The sequence below is a fragment of the Streptomyces sp. NPDC004065 genome (genome assembly GCF_044903565.1).
Taxonomy (GTDB): domain Bacteria; phylum Actinomycetota; class Actinomycetes; order Streptomycetales; family Streptomycetaceae; genus Streptomyces.
The window spans coordinates 22,377-37,278 of the sequence record NZ_JBJDQT010000047.1 but is presented as its reverse complement, the minus strand read 5'-3'; the positions used below and the strand labels follow the sequence as shown (position 1 = coordinate 37,278).

Here is a 14,902-nt window from a genome sequence, read left to right as displayed (position 1 = left end):
AGGTGAGTGAAGACGGCAATCTCCACTACGCCCGGAGGTCCCCCCATGATCAACAACCGACGGTAGGCGTGTCACCAACCTCCCGGCCGAGTACAACTAGCGCGGCCCAGGACAGCCGTACCGGGCCCGGTACGAGTCCGGGCGGAGTCGCCGTACAGCGCACGCCGTACAGCGCACGCCGTACACCGCGCACCGGACGGGGGCGGGCCGGGCGGGCGTGCCGCTCCCGTTCAGAACAGCGGCTCGGGCAGCACGCCCTCCAGCGCGAGCAGCTTCCGCTTGGTCTCCAGTCCGCCGCCGAAGCCGCCGATGTTCCCGTCGCTCTCGACGACCCGGTGGCACGGCACGACGACCGGCAGCGGGTTGGCGCCCATCGCCATGCCGACCGCCTGGGCCCCCTGGGGCCGGCCCACGCGGCCGGCGAGATCGCCGTAGCCGACCACCGTTCCGTACGGGACGCCTCTCGCCAGCTCGCGCAGCACCTGGCGGTTGAAGCCGGAGATCAGCGACCAGTCCAGGGGCAGCCGGAAGTCCCGCAGCGTGCCCGCGAAGTAGGCCTCCACCTGGCGTATCGCCTCGGCCAGCAGCGGAGAGCCCGGCGCGTGGACCGGCTCGCCGCCCAGCCGGGACGCCAGCCGGGCGAGCGCCCGGTCGCGCACCGCGTCGGAGGCGTGGAACACGACGTTGACCAGGCCGTCCCGGGTGGCCGCCAGCAGCAGCGGGCCGATGCCGGTACGTACGACCTCCCACACCACCTGCCGCGTGTCCTGCCCCTGGGTGTCCTGCTCGTGGCTGTCCATGCGACCACGGTACGGGCCACCGCTGACAACGGGCCGGTCTCCGCCCTCGCCGCGGGGCTCGGGCGCATCGCGGGGCTCGGACGCGCCGCGGGGCTCGGGCGCGCCGCGGGGCTCGGGCGCGCCGCGGGGCTCACGCGGAGTCCAGCGCCCGGCACACCACGTCCGGCCGGTCGGTGATGATGCCGTCGACGCCGAGGCCCGCCACGGTCCGGGCGCCGGGAGCGTCGTCCACCGTCCAGGTGAACACGCGCATCGGGTCGCCGTGCGGACCGCGCCGCGCGTGGACGCCGGTGACGTAGGCGTCCGTGAGCCCACTGTGGGAGGGGTTGATCAGATCGGCGAAACCCGCGTACGCCGTCAGGTCCTTCGCGGCCGGGCGGCCGAGGAAGGCGGTCCGCACCCCCGGCCGCAGCGCGTGCACGGTCCGCACACTGCCGGCGCTGAAGCTCTGCACGATCAGCCGGCCCGCCCGGTGGGAGCGGTCCAGCCAGCCCTCGTCGCCGAGCAGCTGGAGGGTCTGCCGCTCGATGCCCGGATACAGCTCGGGATTCTTGATCTCCAGGAGCAGCTTCTGGTGGTTGTGCTCGACCCGGCGCAGGTACTGCCGCAGCGTCGGCACCCGCGTGCCGGCGTACGCGGGGCCGAACCAGCTGCCCGCGTCCAGGCGGGCGATCTCGGCGGCGGTGAGGTCCTTCACCCTCCACGGCGCCCGGCCGGGGAAGACCCGCTCGGCGTCGGTGGTGCGGCGCAGCCCGGCGTCGTGGACGACGACGAGCTCGCCGTCCCTGGTGCGCTGCACGTCGTTCTCCACCCAGGGGATGCCGAGGGCGGCGGCCCTGTCGATCGCGGGAAGCGTGTTCTCCGGCGCGTAGGCGGAGGCGCCCCGGTGGGCGACGACCAGGGGGTGCGCGGGCGCACCCGCCGCGCTGACCCGGGGGACCGGGGCGAACAGGGCGAATCCCAGGAGCGCGATGGTCGTGGCGGCAACGGAGCGCGCGTGCACGGGGGTACTCCTCGCGTCGATCGATCACTTACAGCACACGATGGACAACGACGAGTCGCGGCGCGCGGGTGCGGGGCGGCCAAAGGCGGTGCGGGACGGTCCGGGGGGCGCTCACCAGTGCCGCACAAGTGCGGTCGCGACGTGTTTGTTTGCCGGAGAGTCGTTCGGCCATTGCGGTGGCAGTCATACTCTCTGCGTCAACCTGGGCCGCCCGAGCGACCCGGGGGCGGGGGCACACTTCACGACATTCGGGACGCAACAGGGCGGAAGGGCAACCGCGGATGCAGGGCACGGTCGACGGATTCAGCTACGGGCTGGTCACCCCGCTGGTGGCCTGCCTCATGGCCTGCCTGGGAGGGGCCCTGGGGCTGCGGTGCACCACCCGCGCCCTGCGCGCGGCGCGCTCCTGGCGCCCCGGCTGGCTCGCCCTCGGCTCGGCGGCGATCGGCTCGGGCATATGGACCATGCACTTCGTCGCGATGATCGGATTCTCGGTCCGGGGAGCGCCGATCCACTACGACCGGCCTACGACGTACGCCAGCCTGGCCGTCGCCGTCGTCATGGTGGGCGTGGGCGTCTTCATCGTCGGCTACAAGGGCGCCACCGGGTCCGCGCTGTTCACCGGGGGCACCATCACCGGCCTGGGCGTCGCCTCCATGCACTACCTGGGGATGGCCGGCATGCGCCTGAACGGCACCTTCGGGTACAACACGCTGACCGTGGCGGCCTCCGTCGTCATAGCCGTCGTCGCGTCGACCGCGGCCCTGTGGGCGGCCGGACAGGTCCGCGGCTTCCTGTGGAGCGTGGGCGCGAGCCTCGTCATGGGCCTGGCCGTCAGCGGCATGCACTACACCGGCATGGCCGCCCTCACCGTGCATCTGCACGGAGGGGCGGGCGGGCCCGCGGGCGACTCGCCCGCGGCCCTGCTGGCGCCCATGCTCGTCGGCCCGCTGGCCTTCCTGCTTCTGGCCGGCGTCGTCGTGTTCTTCGACCCGCTGATGATCACGGGCCGCCCGGACTGGACCCCCGTCGAGCGCAAGCCCGGGGTGCCGGCCCGCGAACTCCTCGCGCACCCCGCCCGCCGCCCGGCGGCCCGCGCCCGCGGGACCGCGGCCCACGAGGGGTACCGCACCCCGCAGAACCGCTGATCCGGACCCATTGTCAGTGCCGGGTCGTACGGTGGATGGCATGCGGCCCGTCTCTCACATCGAACGCACGGTGGCGCCCTTCGAGGTCGTCAGCCCCTACCAGCCCAGCGGCGACCAGCCGCAGGCCATCGCCGAGCTGGCCCGGCGCATCCAGGCCGGCGAGAAGGACGTCGTCCTGCTCGGCGCCACCGGTACCGGCAAGTCCGCCACCACCGCCTGGATGATCGAGAAGCTCCAGCGCCCCACGCTGGTCATGGCGCCCAACAAGACCCTGGCCGCGCAGCTGGCGAACGAGTTCCGCGAACTGCTGCCCAACAACGCCGTCGAGTACTTCGTCTCGTACTACGACTACTACCAGCCCGAGGCGTACGTCCCGCAGTCGGACACCTACATCGAGAAGGACTCCTCGATCAACGAGGAGGTCGAGCGGCTGCGTCACTCCGCGACGAACTCGCTGCTCACCCGCCGCGACGTCGTCGTGGTCGCGTCCGTCTCCTGCATCTACGGCCTGGGCACCCCGCAGGAGTACGTGGACCGCATGGTCCCCCTCCGCGTCGGCGACGAGATCGACCGCGACGAGCTGCTGCGCCGCTTCGTGGACATCCAGTACACACGCAACGACATGGCCTTCACCCGCGGCACCTTCCGGGTGCGCGGCGACACCATCGAGATCTTCCCGGTCTACGAGGAGCTGGCCGTCCGCATCGAGATGTTCGGCGACGAGATCGAGGCGCTGTCCACCCTGCACCCCCTCACCGGCGAGATCATCAGCGACGACCGGCAGCTGTACGTGTTCCCGGCCTCGCACTACATCGCCGGCCCCGAGCGCATGGAGCGCGCCGTCAACGGCATCGAGAAGGAGCTGGGCGAGCGCCTGACCGAGCTGGAGAAGCAGGGCAAGCTGCTGGAGGCGCAGCGGCTGCGGATGCGCACCACCTACGACATCGAGATGCTCCGCCAGATCGGCACCTGCTCCGGCGTGGAGAACTACTCCATGCACTTCGACGACCGGCTGCCCGGCACCCCGCCCAACACCCTGCTCGACTACTTCCCCGACGACTTCCTGCTCGTCATCGACGAGTCGCACGTCACGGTGCCGCAGATCGGCGCCATGTACGAGGGCGACGCCTCCCGCAAGCGCACCCTCGTGGACCACGGTTTCCGCCTGCCCTCCGCCCTGGACAACCGCCCGCTGAAGTGGGAGGAGTTCCAGGAGCGCATCGGCCAGACGGTGTACCTGTCGGCGACCCCCGGACAGTACGAGCTCTCCCGCTCCGACGGCCAGGTCGAGCAGATCATCCGCCCCACCGGTCTGGTCGACCCCCAGGTCGTCGTCAAGCCCACCGAGGGCCAGATCGACGACCTCGTGCACGAGATCCGGGAGCGGGTGGAGAAGGACGAGCGGGTCCTGGTCACCACGCTCACCAAGAAGATGGCCGAGGACCTCACGGACTACTTCGTCGAACTCGGCATCCAGGTGCGCTACCTGCACAGCGACGTCGACACCCTGCGCCGTGTCGAGCTGCTGCGCGAACTGCGCAGCGGCGAGTTCGACGTCCTGGTCGGCATCAACCTGCTCCGCGAGGGCCTCGACCTGCCCGAGGTGTCCCTGGTGGCGATCCTGGACGCCGACAAGGAGGGCTTCCTGCGCTCGGGCACCTCCCTCATCCAGACCATCGGCCGCGCGGCGCGCAACGTCTCGGGCCAGGTCCACATGTACGCCGACAAGATCACCCCGGCGATGGAGCGGGCCATCGAGGAGACCAACCGCCGCCGGGAGAAGCAGATCGCCTACAACAAGGCGCACGGCATCGACCCCCAGCCCCTGCGCAAGAAGATCAACGACATCGTCGCGCAGATCGCCCGCGAGGAGGTCGACACCGAGCAGCTGCTCGGCACGGGCTACCGCAGGACCAAGGACGGCAAGGGGGCCAAGGCGCCGGTGCCTTCGCTCGGCGACAAGACGGCCAAGGCGGCCAAGGCGGCCAAGCCCGCGAAGACCGCCAAGGCGGGGGCGAAGGAGACGGCGCCGACCGACCGTCCCGCCACCCAGCTCGCCGAGCAGATCGAGGAGATGACCGAGCGCATGCGTGCCGCGGCGGCCGATCTCCAGTTCGAGGTCGCGGCCCGGCTGCGGGACGAGGTCTCCGAGATGAAGAAGGAACTGCGGCAGATGCGGGAGGCGGGCCTGGCCTGAGCCCGGCGGCGTGACCCGTCCCGCCGCTCCCGCCGGGACGGTCACCTGCGAAACCCTGCCCGGATGCGGTGTGTTGCAAGACCGACACAAAGTGCGGACCGGTGTGCGGCGATGTCAGTGGCCCTGCGTAGGGTTTCCTGCAACCGCGCGAGCCGCGGCAACCGGGGAGTCGTTCGAGAGGGGAACCAGCCGTGACCGTCAACATGACCAAGGGTCAGGCCATCAGTCTGCAGAAGAACGACGGGGGCAGCCTGGCCGCGGTGCGCATGGGCCTCGGCTGGCAGGCGGCGCCCCGCCGCGGCCTGTTCGGCTCCCGCACCCGCGAGATCGACCTCGACGCCTCCGCCGTGCTCTTCGCCGACAAGCAGCCCGTGGACGTGGTCTTCTTCCGTCACCTCGTGAGCGACGACGGCTCGGTGCGCCACACCGGCGACAACCTGGTCGGCGGGGCGGGCCAGGGCGGCGACGACGAGGCCATCCTGGTGGACCTGCAGCGCGTCCCGGTCCACATCGACCAGATCGTCTTCACCGTGAACTCCTTCACGGGCCAGACCTTCCAGGAAGTGCAGAACGCCTTCTGCCGGCTGGTCGACGAGACCAACGGCGCGGAACTCGCCCGCTACACCCTGGCCGGCGGCGGCAACTACACCGCCCAGATCATGGCGAAGGTGCACCGTGCCGGCGCCGGCTGGACGATGACGGCCATCGGCACCCCGGCCAACGGCCGCACCTTCCAGGACCTGATGCCGGCCATCCTGCCGCACCTGTAGAACACGTAGGACGCGCGGGCGAGCGGCTCACGGCACACACGGAACCAGGGGGAAGAAGGCGATGACGGCCGAGCTGGTGCGGGGGCAGAACCATCCGCTCTCCGAGGTCCGCCTGGAGATCCGGATCTCGGCCGGCACACCTGTGCTGGCCGCGGCCACACTCGGGGACGAGAACGGCAGGGTGCGGGGCGAGGAGTGGGTGGTCCACCCCGGCGCCCCCGTCCTGCCCGGGGTCGAGGTCTCCCGGCAGGCCGCCGCCGACCACCGGCTGGCACTCGACCTCGGCGCCATGCCGGAGGCCGTGCACCGGATCACCGTGCTGCTCGCCCTGCCCGCCACCCCCGGCGGACCGGCCCGCTTCGGCACGGTCGCCGCGCCCTTCGCCGCCGTCACCGGCCTCGACGGCGGCGAACTCGCCAGCTACACCCTCACCGGCCTGGACGCCGAGTCGGCCGTGATCGCCCTGGAGCTGTACCGCCGGCAGGGCGCCTGGAAGGTCCGCGCGGTCGGCCAGGGGTACGCGGGCGGCCTCGCCGAACTCCTCGCCGACCAAGGACTGCCCGAGGCCGGCCGGCTCGCCGGTACGGTGCACGAGGCGGTGGCGCGGGGACTGGCCCGCTCGGTGGCGGCACCTCCGCCCCGCACCGCGGACGGCGACCGCGCCCGGCACGCGACCGCACCGGCGGCCGGGCCAGAGCACAGCGGTCCCGCGCCGTCGCGGACCGCCCCGGCCGCCGGGCCCGCACAGCCGGGGGCGACCCTCGGCGGCCAGGCGCCCGGCACGCCCGGACCGACCGCATCGCAGTCGCCGTACCAGGACGCCGGCACGCCGCAGCCGCCGTACCCGGACGCGGCGGGCACGCAGGACGGCGCGGCCGCCCCCCGGCCCGCCGCGTCCACGGACGGACCGATCGACTACAGCCACCCCCGGCGGCAGCCCGCGGCGCCTCCGCCGCCCGCGCCGGCCGCACCCCCGGCCGGGCCCGGGCAGCCCGCACGGCCCGTCGCCGGAGACGCGACCGGCTGGTCCATGGACGAGCGGCTCTACAACCAGGTCTGGGGCATGTTCGAGGACCTGGCCCGCACCACGGCCGCCTACCGCAGCGCCGTGGACTTCGCCGACTCGCGCAGGGAGAAGGAACTCGACCGCATCCTGTCCGACCCGCGCAGCCGCATCGGCGGGCAGGGCGACGCGGCACGTGAGGCGGCACGCGCCAAGCACACCCAGCTCGTCGACCAGGCCAGAGCGGCCCTCGACCGGGACCTCGCCCAGCTCGCCGCCGAGTCGGAGGTCGTCGAGCCCGCGCTGCCACCGGCGTACGCGCGCTGGGACAGCCCCGTCTGGCACGGCTACCGGGTACCGATGGAGATCCCGATGGCGATACGCCTCGGCGACCTGCATCTGCCCGAGAGCCCCTCCCTGCGCATCCCCATGCTGCTCCGGCTGCCGCTGGAGCGGGGCCTGTGGATCGACAGCGGCCGGTCGGCGTCCCCCGGAGCCCTCCTCACCGACGAGGACGAACTGCGGAACCTGGCGATGCGGACGGCCGTGGCGCACGCGGCCAGGCTGCTGGCCGTGTATCCGGCCGGTGCATTCGGCGTGCACGTCATCGACGCGGCCGGGTCCGCCGCGCAGACACTCGTGCCGCTGGTGCAGACGGGCGTGCTCGCCGGGCCTCCCGCCCTCGGCGCGGCGGGCGTCACGGACGTCCTGGGACGGCTCACCCAGCGGGTCGACCTGGTGCAGATGGCCGTGCGCGGCGGTGCGCCCGACGCGCTTCCGCCCGGTCTGGACACCGCCGAGCAGTTGCTGATCGTCAACGACTTCCCGCACGGCTTCGACGACCGCGCCGTGACCCAGCTGCGCTACCTCGCGGACGAGGGCCCCGCGGTGGGGGTCCATCTGATGATGGTCGCCGACCGCGAGGACGCCGCGGCCTACGGCCCGTTGCTCGACCCGCTGTGGCGTTCGCTGCTGCGACTGACCCCGGTTCCCGACGACCACCTGGCCGACCCCTGGGTGGGCCACGCCTGGACCTACGAGCCGCCCGCCGTGCCCGCGGGAAGCCAGGTGCTCGAGCAGGTGCTGGGACAGGTCGGCGCGGCCCGCCGCGACTGGGGCCGGTGACCGCGACACCGCCTCACCAAGTGCAGGTAAAGCCACTCTGAGCAGGCGATTTGATCTTTTCTTTGCCTGGCTCTTTACCGTTCCTTGGTAATTCGGGTACTGTTGTCCGCACGGAGGGGAGTACTCCCGTCCACCGCGGCGCACTCGTCACTACGGATCGGAACGGATCCCGGGGCGCCGGCCCGTCCCCGGGTGGAAGAGACCTCCGGCAGCGATGACGCTGACACATTCGCACGTGACGCATCCGCCGGAGGTACCGTGGACGTTTCCATGGCCCTGTGGGCCCTCACCATCACCGGACTCGCCGCACTGATCGCGGCCGACTTCTTCATCGGCCGCAGACCGCACGACGTGTCCATCAAGGAGGCGGGGGTCTGGACCGTCGTCTGGATCGCCCTGGCCTGTCTCTTCGGCCTCGGCCTGTTCCTGTTCGGCGGCGGCCGGCCGGCCGGCGAGTTCTTCGCCGGCTTCATCACGGAGAAGTCGCTGAGCGTCGACAACCTCTTCGTGTTCGTCCTGATCATGGCGAAGTTCGCGGTCCCGTCGCGGTACCAGCAACGGGTGCTGCTGGTCGGCGTCCTGATAGCCCTGGTGCTGCGGGCCGTGTTCATCGCCGCCGGCGCCGCGATCCTCGCGAGCTTCTCCTGGGTGTTCTACCTCTTCGGCGCCTTCCTGATCTGGACCGCGTGGAAACTCGTCCAGGAGTCCCGCGCCGGCCACGAGGACGAGGAGTACGAGGAGAACAGGCTGCTGAAGGCCGCCGAGCGCCGCTTCGGCGTCTCCGACCGATACCACGGCACCAAGCTGTGGATCCAGCAGAACGGCAAGCGGGTCATGACGCCGATGCTGGTCGTGATGCTGGCGATCGGCACCACCGACGTACTGTTCGCCCTTGACTCGATCCCCGCCATCTTCGGGCTGACCCAGGACCCGTACATCGTCTTCACCGCCAACGCCTTCGCGCTCATGGGCCTGAGGCAGCTGTACTTCCTGATAGGCGGCCTGCTGAGGAAGCTCGTCCACCTGTCCTACGGCCTGTCCGTCATCCTCGGCTTCATCGGCGTCAAGCTCGTGCTGCACGCGCTGCACGAATCCGGGGTCCACGTCCCCGAGATCAGCATCCCCGTCTCCCTCGGCGTGATCTGCGCGGTCCTGGCCACCACCACCGTCACCAGCCTGATGGCCGCCCGCAAGCAGGGCGCGGTCGAGGAGGTGAGGGAAGGAAACCGAAGCGAGGTGAAGGACAGTTCCCACGTCTGACCGGGGGCCCCGGGAGCACACACCGCACCGCTCCGGTACGCCTCCTGACACCGGAGCGGCGGGGACCCCGAGGACGCGACGGAGCGGGAGTGCGGACCCCGCCGCCGTCTGCGACGATCGCACCATGCTCACGAGGCTGAGGGCGCTCACGAAGGCGTGGACGGCCATCGTGCCCTTGCTCGCGGTCGTCCTGCTGATCCTCACCTGGGGGCGCAACCTGCCCGGCGCGGCCGTCGTACTGGTCACCGTGATCCTGGCGGGATCGGTGCTGGCCGCCGTGCACCACGCGGAGGTCGTCGCCCACCGGGTCGGAGAACCCTTCGGCTCGCTGGTCCTGGCCATCGCGGTCACCGTGATCGAGGTCGCCCTCATCGTCACCCTGATGGTGGACGGCGGCGCCAAGAGCGCGACCCTGGCCAGGGACACGGTGTTCGCCGCCGTGATGATCACCTGCAACGGCGTCGTCGGACTGAGCCTGCTGGTCGCCTCCATCCGTCACGGCACGGCCGTCTTCAACGCCGAGGGGACCGGTGCCGCCCTCGCGACGGTGGCGACCCTCTCCACGCTCAGCCTGGTCCTGCCCACCTTCACCACCAGCAAGCCCGGACCGGAGTTCTCCGGGGTCCAGCTCACCTTCGCGGCGCTGTCCTCACTGGTGCTGTACGGCCTGTTCGTGACGACCCAGACCGTGCGGCACCGCGACTACTTCCTGCCGATCACCCGGCAGGGAGAGGTGATCACCAGGGAGGAGCACGCGGAGCGGCCCCCCGCCCGCGTCGCCTGGGCGAGTCTGGGCCTGCTGGGCATGGCTCTCATCGGCGTGGTCGGACTGGCCAAGGGGGTGTCGCCCACCATCGAGTCCGGGGTCGCGAGCGCCGGGCTGCACCACGCGGTCGTCGGCGTGATCATCGCGCTGCTGGTGCTGCTGCCGGAGACCATCGCCGCACTGCGCTCGGCCCGCCGCGACCGGGTGCAGACCAGCCTCAACCTGGCCCTCGGCTCCGCCATGGCCAGCATCGGCCTGACCATCCCGGCCGTCGCACTGGCCTCCATATGGCTGCCCGGGCCGCTGATCCTCGGCCTCGGCTCCACCCATATGCTGCTGCTCCTGCTCACCGTGGTGGTCAGCTCCCTGACCGTGGTGCCGGGGCGGGCCACCCCCCTGCAGGCCGGCGTCCATCTGGTCGTCTTCGCCGCCTACCTGGAACTGGCGGTCAACCCCTAGACGCCGTCACCTGCCGATCGGCCGCACCCTCCCCGGCCGGCCCGGGACGGGTCTCGGGCAGCAGCGCGAAGCACACCAGACCCAGCAGCGCCAGGCCGGTCAGATAGGCGCCGACGCCCCACGGCACACGCCCCGAGCGCCCGGCGAGCGCCGTCGCCACCAACGGCGTGAGGGCGCCGCCGAGAACCCCGCCGAGGTGGTAGCCCACCGAGGCGCCCGTACAGCGCACCCGGGGCTCGTACAACTCCGGCAGATACGCGCCGATCACGGCGAACATCGTGACGAAGGCGAGCAGCGCGCCCAGGAACCCGAGGAACATCAACGCCGGCTCCCCGGTCCCCAGCAGGGCCACCATCGGGAACATCCACGCCGCGGTCGCCGCGCAGCCCGCCAGACACAGCGGCCTGCGCCCGTAGCGGTCGCCCAGCAGCGCCGCGAGCGGCGTGCAGGCCCCCTTCACCACCACCGCGGCCATGACGCAGGCGAGCATCACCGTTCGGCTCACCCCGAGCCGCTCGGTCCCGTACGCCAGGGACCAGGTCGTCACCGTGTAGAAGACGGCGTAGCCGACGGCGAGGGCGCCCGCCGTGAGCAGCAGCAGCCGCCCGTGACGGCGGACGACCTCGGCGAGCGGCACCCGTACGGGCACGTCGATCTCCCGGAAGCGGGGGCTCTCGGCCAGCGACGCACGCAGCCACAGCCCAGCCACGACCGGCAGCCCCGCGGCCCAGAACGGCACCCGCCACCCCCACTGGGCGAACTGCGCGTCGGAGAGCGCCGCCGACAGCGTCAGCATCACGCCGTTGGCGAGCAGGAACCCCAGCGAGGGACCCACCTGCGGGAAGCTCGCCCACAGGCCCCGCCGCGCCGGTGGCGCGTGCTCGGCCGTCAGCAGCACCGCCCCGCCCCACTCGCCGCCCAGCCCGAGCCCCTGCAGAAAACGCAGGACGACCAGCAGCACGGGAGCGGCCACGCCGGCCGTGCCGTACGCCGGGACGCAGCCCACGGCGACCGTGGACGCGCCGGTCAGCAGCAGCGAGGCGATGAGCACCGGCCGTCGCCCGTGCCGGTCCCCGAGGTGGCCGAAGAGCACCGAGCCGAGCGGCCGCGCCACGAAGCCCACGCCGAACGTCCCGAAGGCGGCGAGCGTCCCCGCCGCCGGGGAGAACGCGGGGAAGAACAGCGGGCCCAGGACCAGGGCCGCCGCGGTGCCGTAGACGAAGAAGTCGTAGAACTCGATCGCGGTGCCGGCGAGCGAGGCGGCGGCCAGCCGGAGCATGGACGGTGCCGTTGCGGTGCGTACAGCGTGCATGCCGCGTCAACCACCCGCGGTGATCAGGGGTTACGGGGCGCACGGAGGCATCGGGCGCAGGTGCGGGCAACCTGGGGTACCGCAGGCGCGCCGTGATAGACCGGGGGCGAGCGGCGGACCCGAGGACCGCTCGACGACGAACGGACCGGAGGAACCGTGCCCCGCACCCTGGCCAACGCCCCGATCATGATTCTCAACGGCCCCAACCTCAACCTGCTCGGGCAGCGGCAGCCGGACATCTACGGCTCGGCCACGCTCGCGGACGTGGAGGCGCTGTGCGCCGAGGCGGCGGCCACGCACGGCGGCACGGTGGACTTCCGGCAGTCCAACCACGAGGGCGAACTGGTCGACTGGATCCACGAGGCGCGGCTCGGCCACTGCGGGATCGTCATCAACCCCGCCGCCTACTCGCACACCTCCGTCGCCCTCCTGGACGCCCTCAACACCTGCGACGGACTGCCGGTGGTGGAGGTCCACATCTCCAACATCCACCAGCGCGAACAGTTCCGGCACCACTCCTACGTCTCGCTGCGCGCCGACGGGGTCATCGCCGGCTGCGGCGTGCAGGGGTACGTGTTCGCGGTGGAGCGCGTCGCCGCGCTGGCGGGCCCGGCACAGGCGGACGCCTAGCCACCGGCACGCGGACGCGCGGACGGGCGACGGGCGGACCCGGCCGGACACAGCCGGGGCCGCCGGCCGAGGGCGGGGAATGAAGACCGGCGGCCCGTACCGCGCAGGAGCCGTCATCCCGTGCGGGGCTGCTCCCAGTCGACCGCGCGCCGGGATGAGCGGAAAGCGCACGCGTGGCGCCGGTGCGTGCGAAGCGTTCGCACGGGGTGCGCGGGCGCGGCCGGCCGGCGCCGGCTCACCACCCGCGCGCGTGCCACTCGGGACGGTGCGGGCGCTCCGCGCCGAGCGTGGTGTCGTTGCCGTGCCCGAATCTTCGGGCGAATGGCGAGCCGGGGTCGCCGGCCACCATGGACGAGCACGACCACCGCGCATCCGACCGAGGATGACATGAGCGACGTCCCCGCCGGGAAGAAGCCGGCCCAGGAGATCCCGTTCGAGGAGATCCCCGCGCTGCTGCCGACCATGGTCCCGGAGTGCGCCGACTCCGTCGCGGAGATGTTCCACCAGCCCGCGGAAACGGCTGTCCTGACCGAGGACGCGGCCGTGATGCTGTACGAGCTGCCGGCCGGATGCTTCACCACACCGGTGCTGATGCCGCAGCTGCGGAGCGACAGCCCGGACACCGACCTGCTCACCCGCTGCTGGGACTTCGTGGAGCGCATCGTGGACCACCCCACGCAGCACGTCGGCGGCGCCGTCTACTTCGAGGTGCTGGATCAGCTCCTGACCCACAGTGGCCTGGTTGGAGGCCGCCTGGCCCTACATAAAGGAACGGACCCGGGCCCGCACGCTGCTGATGCTCGACGACTTCGACGTCCGCCTGCCCGGGATCAACCGGCGCCAGGAACTGCCCAGGAACCGCAGGCGTCGGCGTTGACCGTGGCTTTGTGATCCCGGGGGTGGAACAAGGACCCGCGGCCGGATGGCCGGCGGGCCCGTGGATCACCAGCCTCGTGCGCGCCACTCCGCGAGGTGGGGCCGCTCCGCGCCGAGCGTGGTGTCGTTGCCGTGTCCGGGGTAGACCCAGGTCTCGTCCGGGAGGACGTCGAAGATCTTCGTCTCCACGTCGTGGATCAGACGGGCGAACGCCTCCGGGTCCTTGTGGGTGTTGCCGACGCCGCCGGGGAAGAGGCAGTCGCCCGTGAACACGTGCGGATGCCCGTGCGGGTCGTCGTAGACCAGCGCGATCGACCCCGGCGTGTGGCCGACGAGGTGGCGCGCGGTGAGCTCCACCTGCCCCACCCTGATCGTGTCGCCGTCGTCCACCAGGACGTCGGTCGGCACGGGGATGCCCTCGGCGTCCTCCCGGCCCGCGTACGTACGCGCCCCCGTGGCCGCCACCACCTCCGCCAGCGCCTGCCAGTGGTCGGCGTGCCGGTGGGTGGTGACCACGGAGGCGATGCCGTCGTCACCGATCATCCCGAGCAGCGTGTGCGCCTCGTTGGCCGCGTCGATGAGGAGCTGCTCGTCGGTGGCCCGGCAGCGCAGCAGATAGGCGTTGTTGTCCATCGGGCCGACCGCGATCTTGGTGATCATCAGGTCCTTGAGCTCGTGCACCTGCGCCGGGCCGCCGACCTTCACCTCTCCGCTGTACATCATGGCCGCAGCCTATAGCCGGAAGCCGCCGCCGGTCCGCCGACGGGCTACAGCGGCGGGAGCGCCGGGAGCGCGCCGCCCTCCGCCTTCAGCGTGGCGCCGGTGCGCCGTCCGGCGAGCCAGCCCAGCAGGTCCGCGGGTGCGCCGGTGACCGTGACCTCGGTCCCGGCCCCCTCCCGGCCGGTGGTCCACGCGCGCGTGCCGTCCGTCAGCCGGGTCGGCGGCACGTCCGGGTGCCCGGTGAAGCGCTGGGCGAGGAAGTCGATCTCCCGCTCGGTGAACTCGTCCGGCAGGTCCTCCAGCTCGTACCCGATCCCCAGGTCCACGTGGTGCAGCTCGACCTCCACCCAGCGGCGGAACGGCAGCCGGGACGCGGAGTCGGTCACACCGTTGCGCAGCTCCACCGTGCGCGACCAGTCGGCGGGCACGGCCGCCGCCTTCTCGAAGCGGGCCGCGCTCTCGCGCACGTCGGCGAGCTGGACGTCCAGGGGGCGCGGGGCGTCCCGCTCGATGTCGGCGTCCCGGGCCTCGGCGGAGGTGTACATCGGCCGTCCCTCGAGCACGTTCACGAGCGCGTCCGCGTTCCGGGCGACATGGGCGAGGACATGGCCGCGGGTCCAGCCGGGCAGCCGTGACTGGTCCGTCACAGCGGCGTTGTCCAGCTTGGCGGCTGCGGTGAGCAGCCGTTCGGTGGCGAGGTGTACAGACTGCAGGTCGCGTACGTGATCCATCATGACGCCGACCCTAGCCGCGCCACCCGTTCGGGTGAAGGAGGCGGACCTCGCCCGCAAATCGAATGCGCGTGCTATAAGGTCGACTGCGGCGTCGGGCAT

Annotated in this window: 13 protein-coding genes; 8 read left to right on the top strand and 5 right to left on the bottom strand. The window is 72.1% G+C overall.

What is annotated here, in order from left to right; all coding sequences use genetic code 11:
- Nucleotides 1–230: 230 nt before the first annotated feature.
- Both ACI2LW_RS32380 and ACI2LW_RS32375 read right to left on the bottom strand, forming a co-directional pair.
- On the bottom strand, nt 231–800 hold the full coding sequence (locus ACI2LW_RS32380; RefSeq protein ID WP_404734834.1) for a methylated-DNA--[protein]-cysteine S-methyltransferase: 570 nt from the start codon (nt 798–800) through the stop codon (nt 231–233).
- A gap of 130 nt (nt 801–930) precedes the next feature.
- The gene (locus tag ACI2LW_RS32375; RefSeq protein WP_404734833.1) at nt 931–1,803 is read right to left on the bottom strand and encodes a glycerophosphodiester phosphodiesterase; all 873 of its coding nucleotides are present in this window, start codon (nt 1,801–1,803) and stop codon (nt 931–933) included.
- Nucleotides 1,804–2,084: 281 nt separating this feature from the next.
- Between ACI2LW_RS32375 and ACI2LW_RS32370 the strand changes: the two genes are divergently transcribed.
- The 6 genes from ACI2LW_RS32370 (at nt 2,085) to ACI2LW_RS32345 (ending at nt 10,531) form a co-directional block, all read left to right on the top strand.
- Nucleotides 2,085–2,951: an MHYT domain-containing protein gene (locus ACI2LW_RS32370; protein ID WP_404734832.1), complete on the top strand. Its 867-nt coding sequence runs from the start codon at nt 2,085–2,087 to the stop codon at nt 2,949–2,951.
- 40 nt (nt 2,952–2,991) lie between these two features.
- Nucleotides 2,992–5,148 (top strand): excinuclease ABC subunit UvrB, encoded by a 2,157-nt coding sequence (gene uvrB / locus ACI2LW_RS32365; protein ID WP_404734831.1) that lies wholly within the window; start codon nt 2,992–2,994, stop codon nt 5,146–5,148.
- Between the two features lie 191 nt (nt 5,149–5,339).
- Nucleotides 5,340–5,918, top strand: coding sequence for a TerD family protein (locus tag ACI2LW_RS32360; protein ID WP_404734830.1), 579 nt, complete (start codon nt 5,340–5,342; stop codon nt 5,916–5,918).
- A 61-nt stretch (nt 5,919–5,979) separates the two neighbouring features.
- Nucleotides 5,980–8,046 carry a TerD family protein gene (locus tag ACI2LW_RS32355; protein ID WP_404734829.1) on the top strand — a complete coding sequence of 689 codons (2,067 nt, stop codon included), beginning with the start codon at nt 5,980–5,982 and terminating at the stop codon, nt 8,044–8,046.
- Between the two features lie 258 nt (nt 8,047–8,304).
- On the top strand, nt 8,305–9,306 hold the full coding sequence (locus ACI2LW_RS32350) for a TerC family protein (protein WP_404734828.1): 1,002 nt from the start codon (nt 8,305–8,307) through the stop codon (nt 9,304–9,306).
- Between the two features lie 124 nt (nt 9,307–9,430).
- Nucleotides 9,431–10,531, top strand: coding sequence for a calcium:proton antiporter (locus tag ACI2LW_RS32345; RefSeq protein ID WP_404734827.1), 1,101 nt, complete (start codon nt 9,431–9,433; stop codon nt 10,529–10,531).
- Here ACI2LW_RS32345 and ACI2LW_RS32340 read toward each other — a convergent pair.
- Nucleotides 10,521–11,843, bottom strand: coding sequence for an MFS transporter (locus ACI2LW_RS32340; protein ID WP_404734826.1), 1,323 nt, complete (start codon nt 11,841–11,843; stop codon nt 10,521–10,523). The genes ACI2LW_RS32345 and ACI2LW_RS32340 overlap by 11 nt on opposite strands.
- Before the next feature lie 156 nt (nt 11,844–11,999).
- On the opposite strand from ACI2LW_RS32340, the gene aroQ reads away from it, so the two are divergent.
- Complete coding sequence (gene aroQ / locus ACI2LW_RS32335; protein WP_404734825.1) at nt 12,000–12,473, top strand: type II 3-dehydroquinate dehydratase; 474 nt, start codon at nt 12,000–12,002, stop codon at nt 12,471–12,473.
- A 387-nt stretch (nt 12,474–12,860) separates the two neighbouring features.
- Nucleotides 12,861–13,364, top strand: a complete 504-nt coding sequence (locus ACI2LW_RS32330; RefSeq protein ID WP_404734824.1) for a hypothetical protein — start codon at nt 12,861–12,863, stop codon at nt 13,362–13,364.
- Nucleotides 13,365–13,415: 51 nt separating this feature from the next.
- Here the strand turns inward: ACI2LW_RS32330 and ACI2LW_RS32325 are convergent, their stop codons facing one another.
- Both ACI2LW_RS32325 and ACI2LW_RS32320 read right to left on the bottom strand, forming a co-directional pair.
- Nucleotides 13,416–14,072: an MBL fold metallo-hydrolase gene (locus ACI2LW_RS32325; protein WP_404734823.1), complete on the bottom strand. Its 657-nt coding sequence runs from the start codon at nt 14,070–14,072 to the stop codon at nt 13,416–13,418.
- A gap of 44 nt (nt 14,073–14,116) precedes the next feature.
- The gene (locus ACI2LW_RS32320; protein WP_404734822.1) at nt 14,117–14,803 is read right to left on the bottom strand and encodes a maleylpyruvate isomerase family mycothiol-dependent enzyme; all 687 of its coding nucleotides are present in this window, start codon (nt 14,801–14,803) and stop codon (nt 14,117–14,119) included.
- Between the last annotated feature and the right edge of the window lie 99 nt (nt 14,804–14,902).

Coding starts and splice junctions, on each gene's coding strand:
- ACI2LW_RS32320 (WP_404734822.1), bottom strand. CDS start 14,803: ATGATGGATCACGTACGCGACCTGCAGTCTGTACACCTCGCCACCGAA.
- ACI2LW_RS32345 (WP_404734827.1), top strand. CDS start 9,431: ATGCTCACGAGGCTGAGGGCGCTCACGAAGGCGTGGACGGCCATCGTG.
- uvrB (WP_404734831.1), top strand. CDS start 2,992: ATGCGGCCCGTCTCTCACATCGAACGCACGGTGGCGCCCTTCGAGGTC.
- ACI2LW_RS32380 (WP_404734834.1), bottom strand. CDS start 800: ATGGACAGCCACGAGCAGGACACCCAGGGGCAGGACACGCGGCAGGTG.
- ACI2LW_RS32355 (WP_404734829.1), top strand. CDS start 5,980: ATGACGGCCGAGCTGGTGCGGGGGCAGAACCATCCGCTCTCCGAGGTC.
- ACI2LW_RS32340 (WP_404734826.1), bottom strand. CDS start 11,843: ATGCACGCTGTACGCACCGCAACGGCACCGTCCATGCTCCGGCTGGCC.
- ACI2LW_RS32330 (WP_404734824.1), top strand. CDS start 12,861: ATGAGCGACGTCCCCGCCGGGAAGAAGCCGGCCCAGGAGATCCCGTTC.
- ACI2LW_RS32325 (WP_404734823.1), bottom strand. CDS start 14,072: ATGATGTACAGCGGAGAGGTGAAGGTCGGCGGCCCGGCGCAGGTGCAC.
- ACI2LW_RS32370 (WP_404734832.1), top strand. CDS start 2,085: ATGCAGGGCACGGTCGACGGATTCAGCTACGGGCTGGTCACCCCGCTG.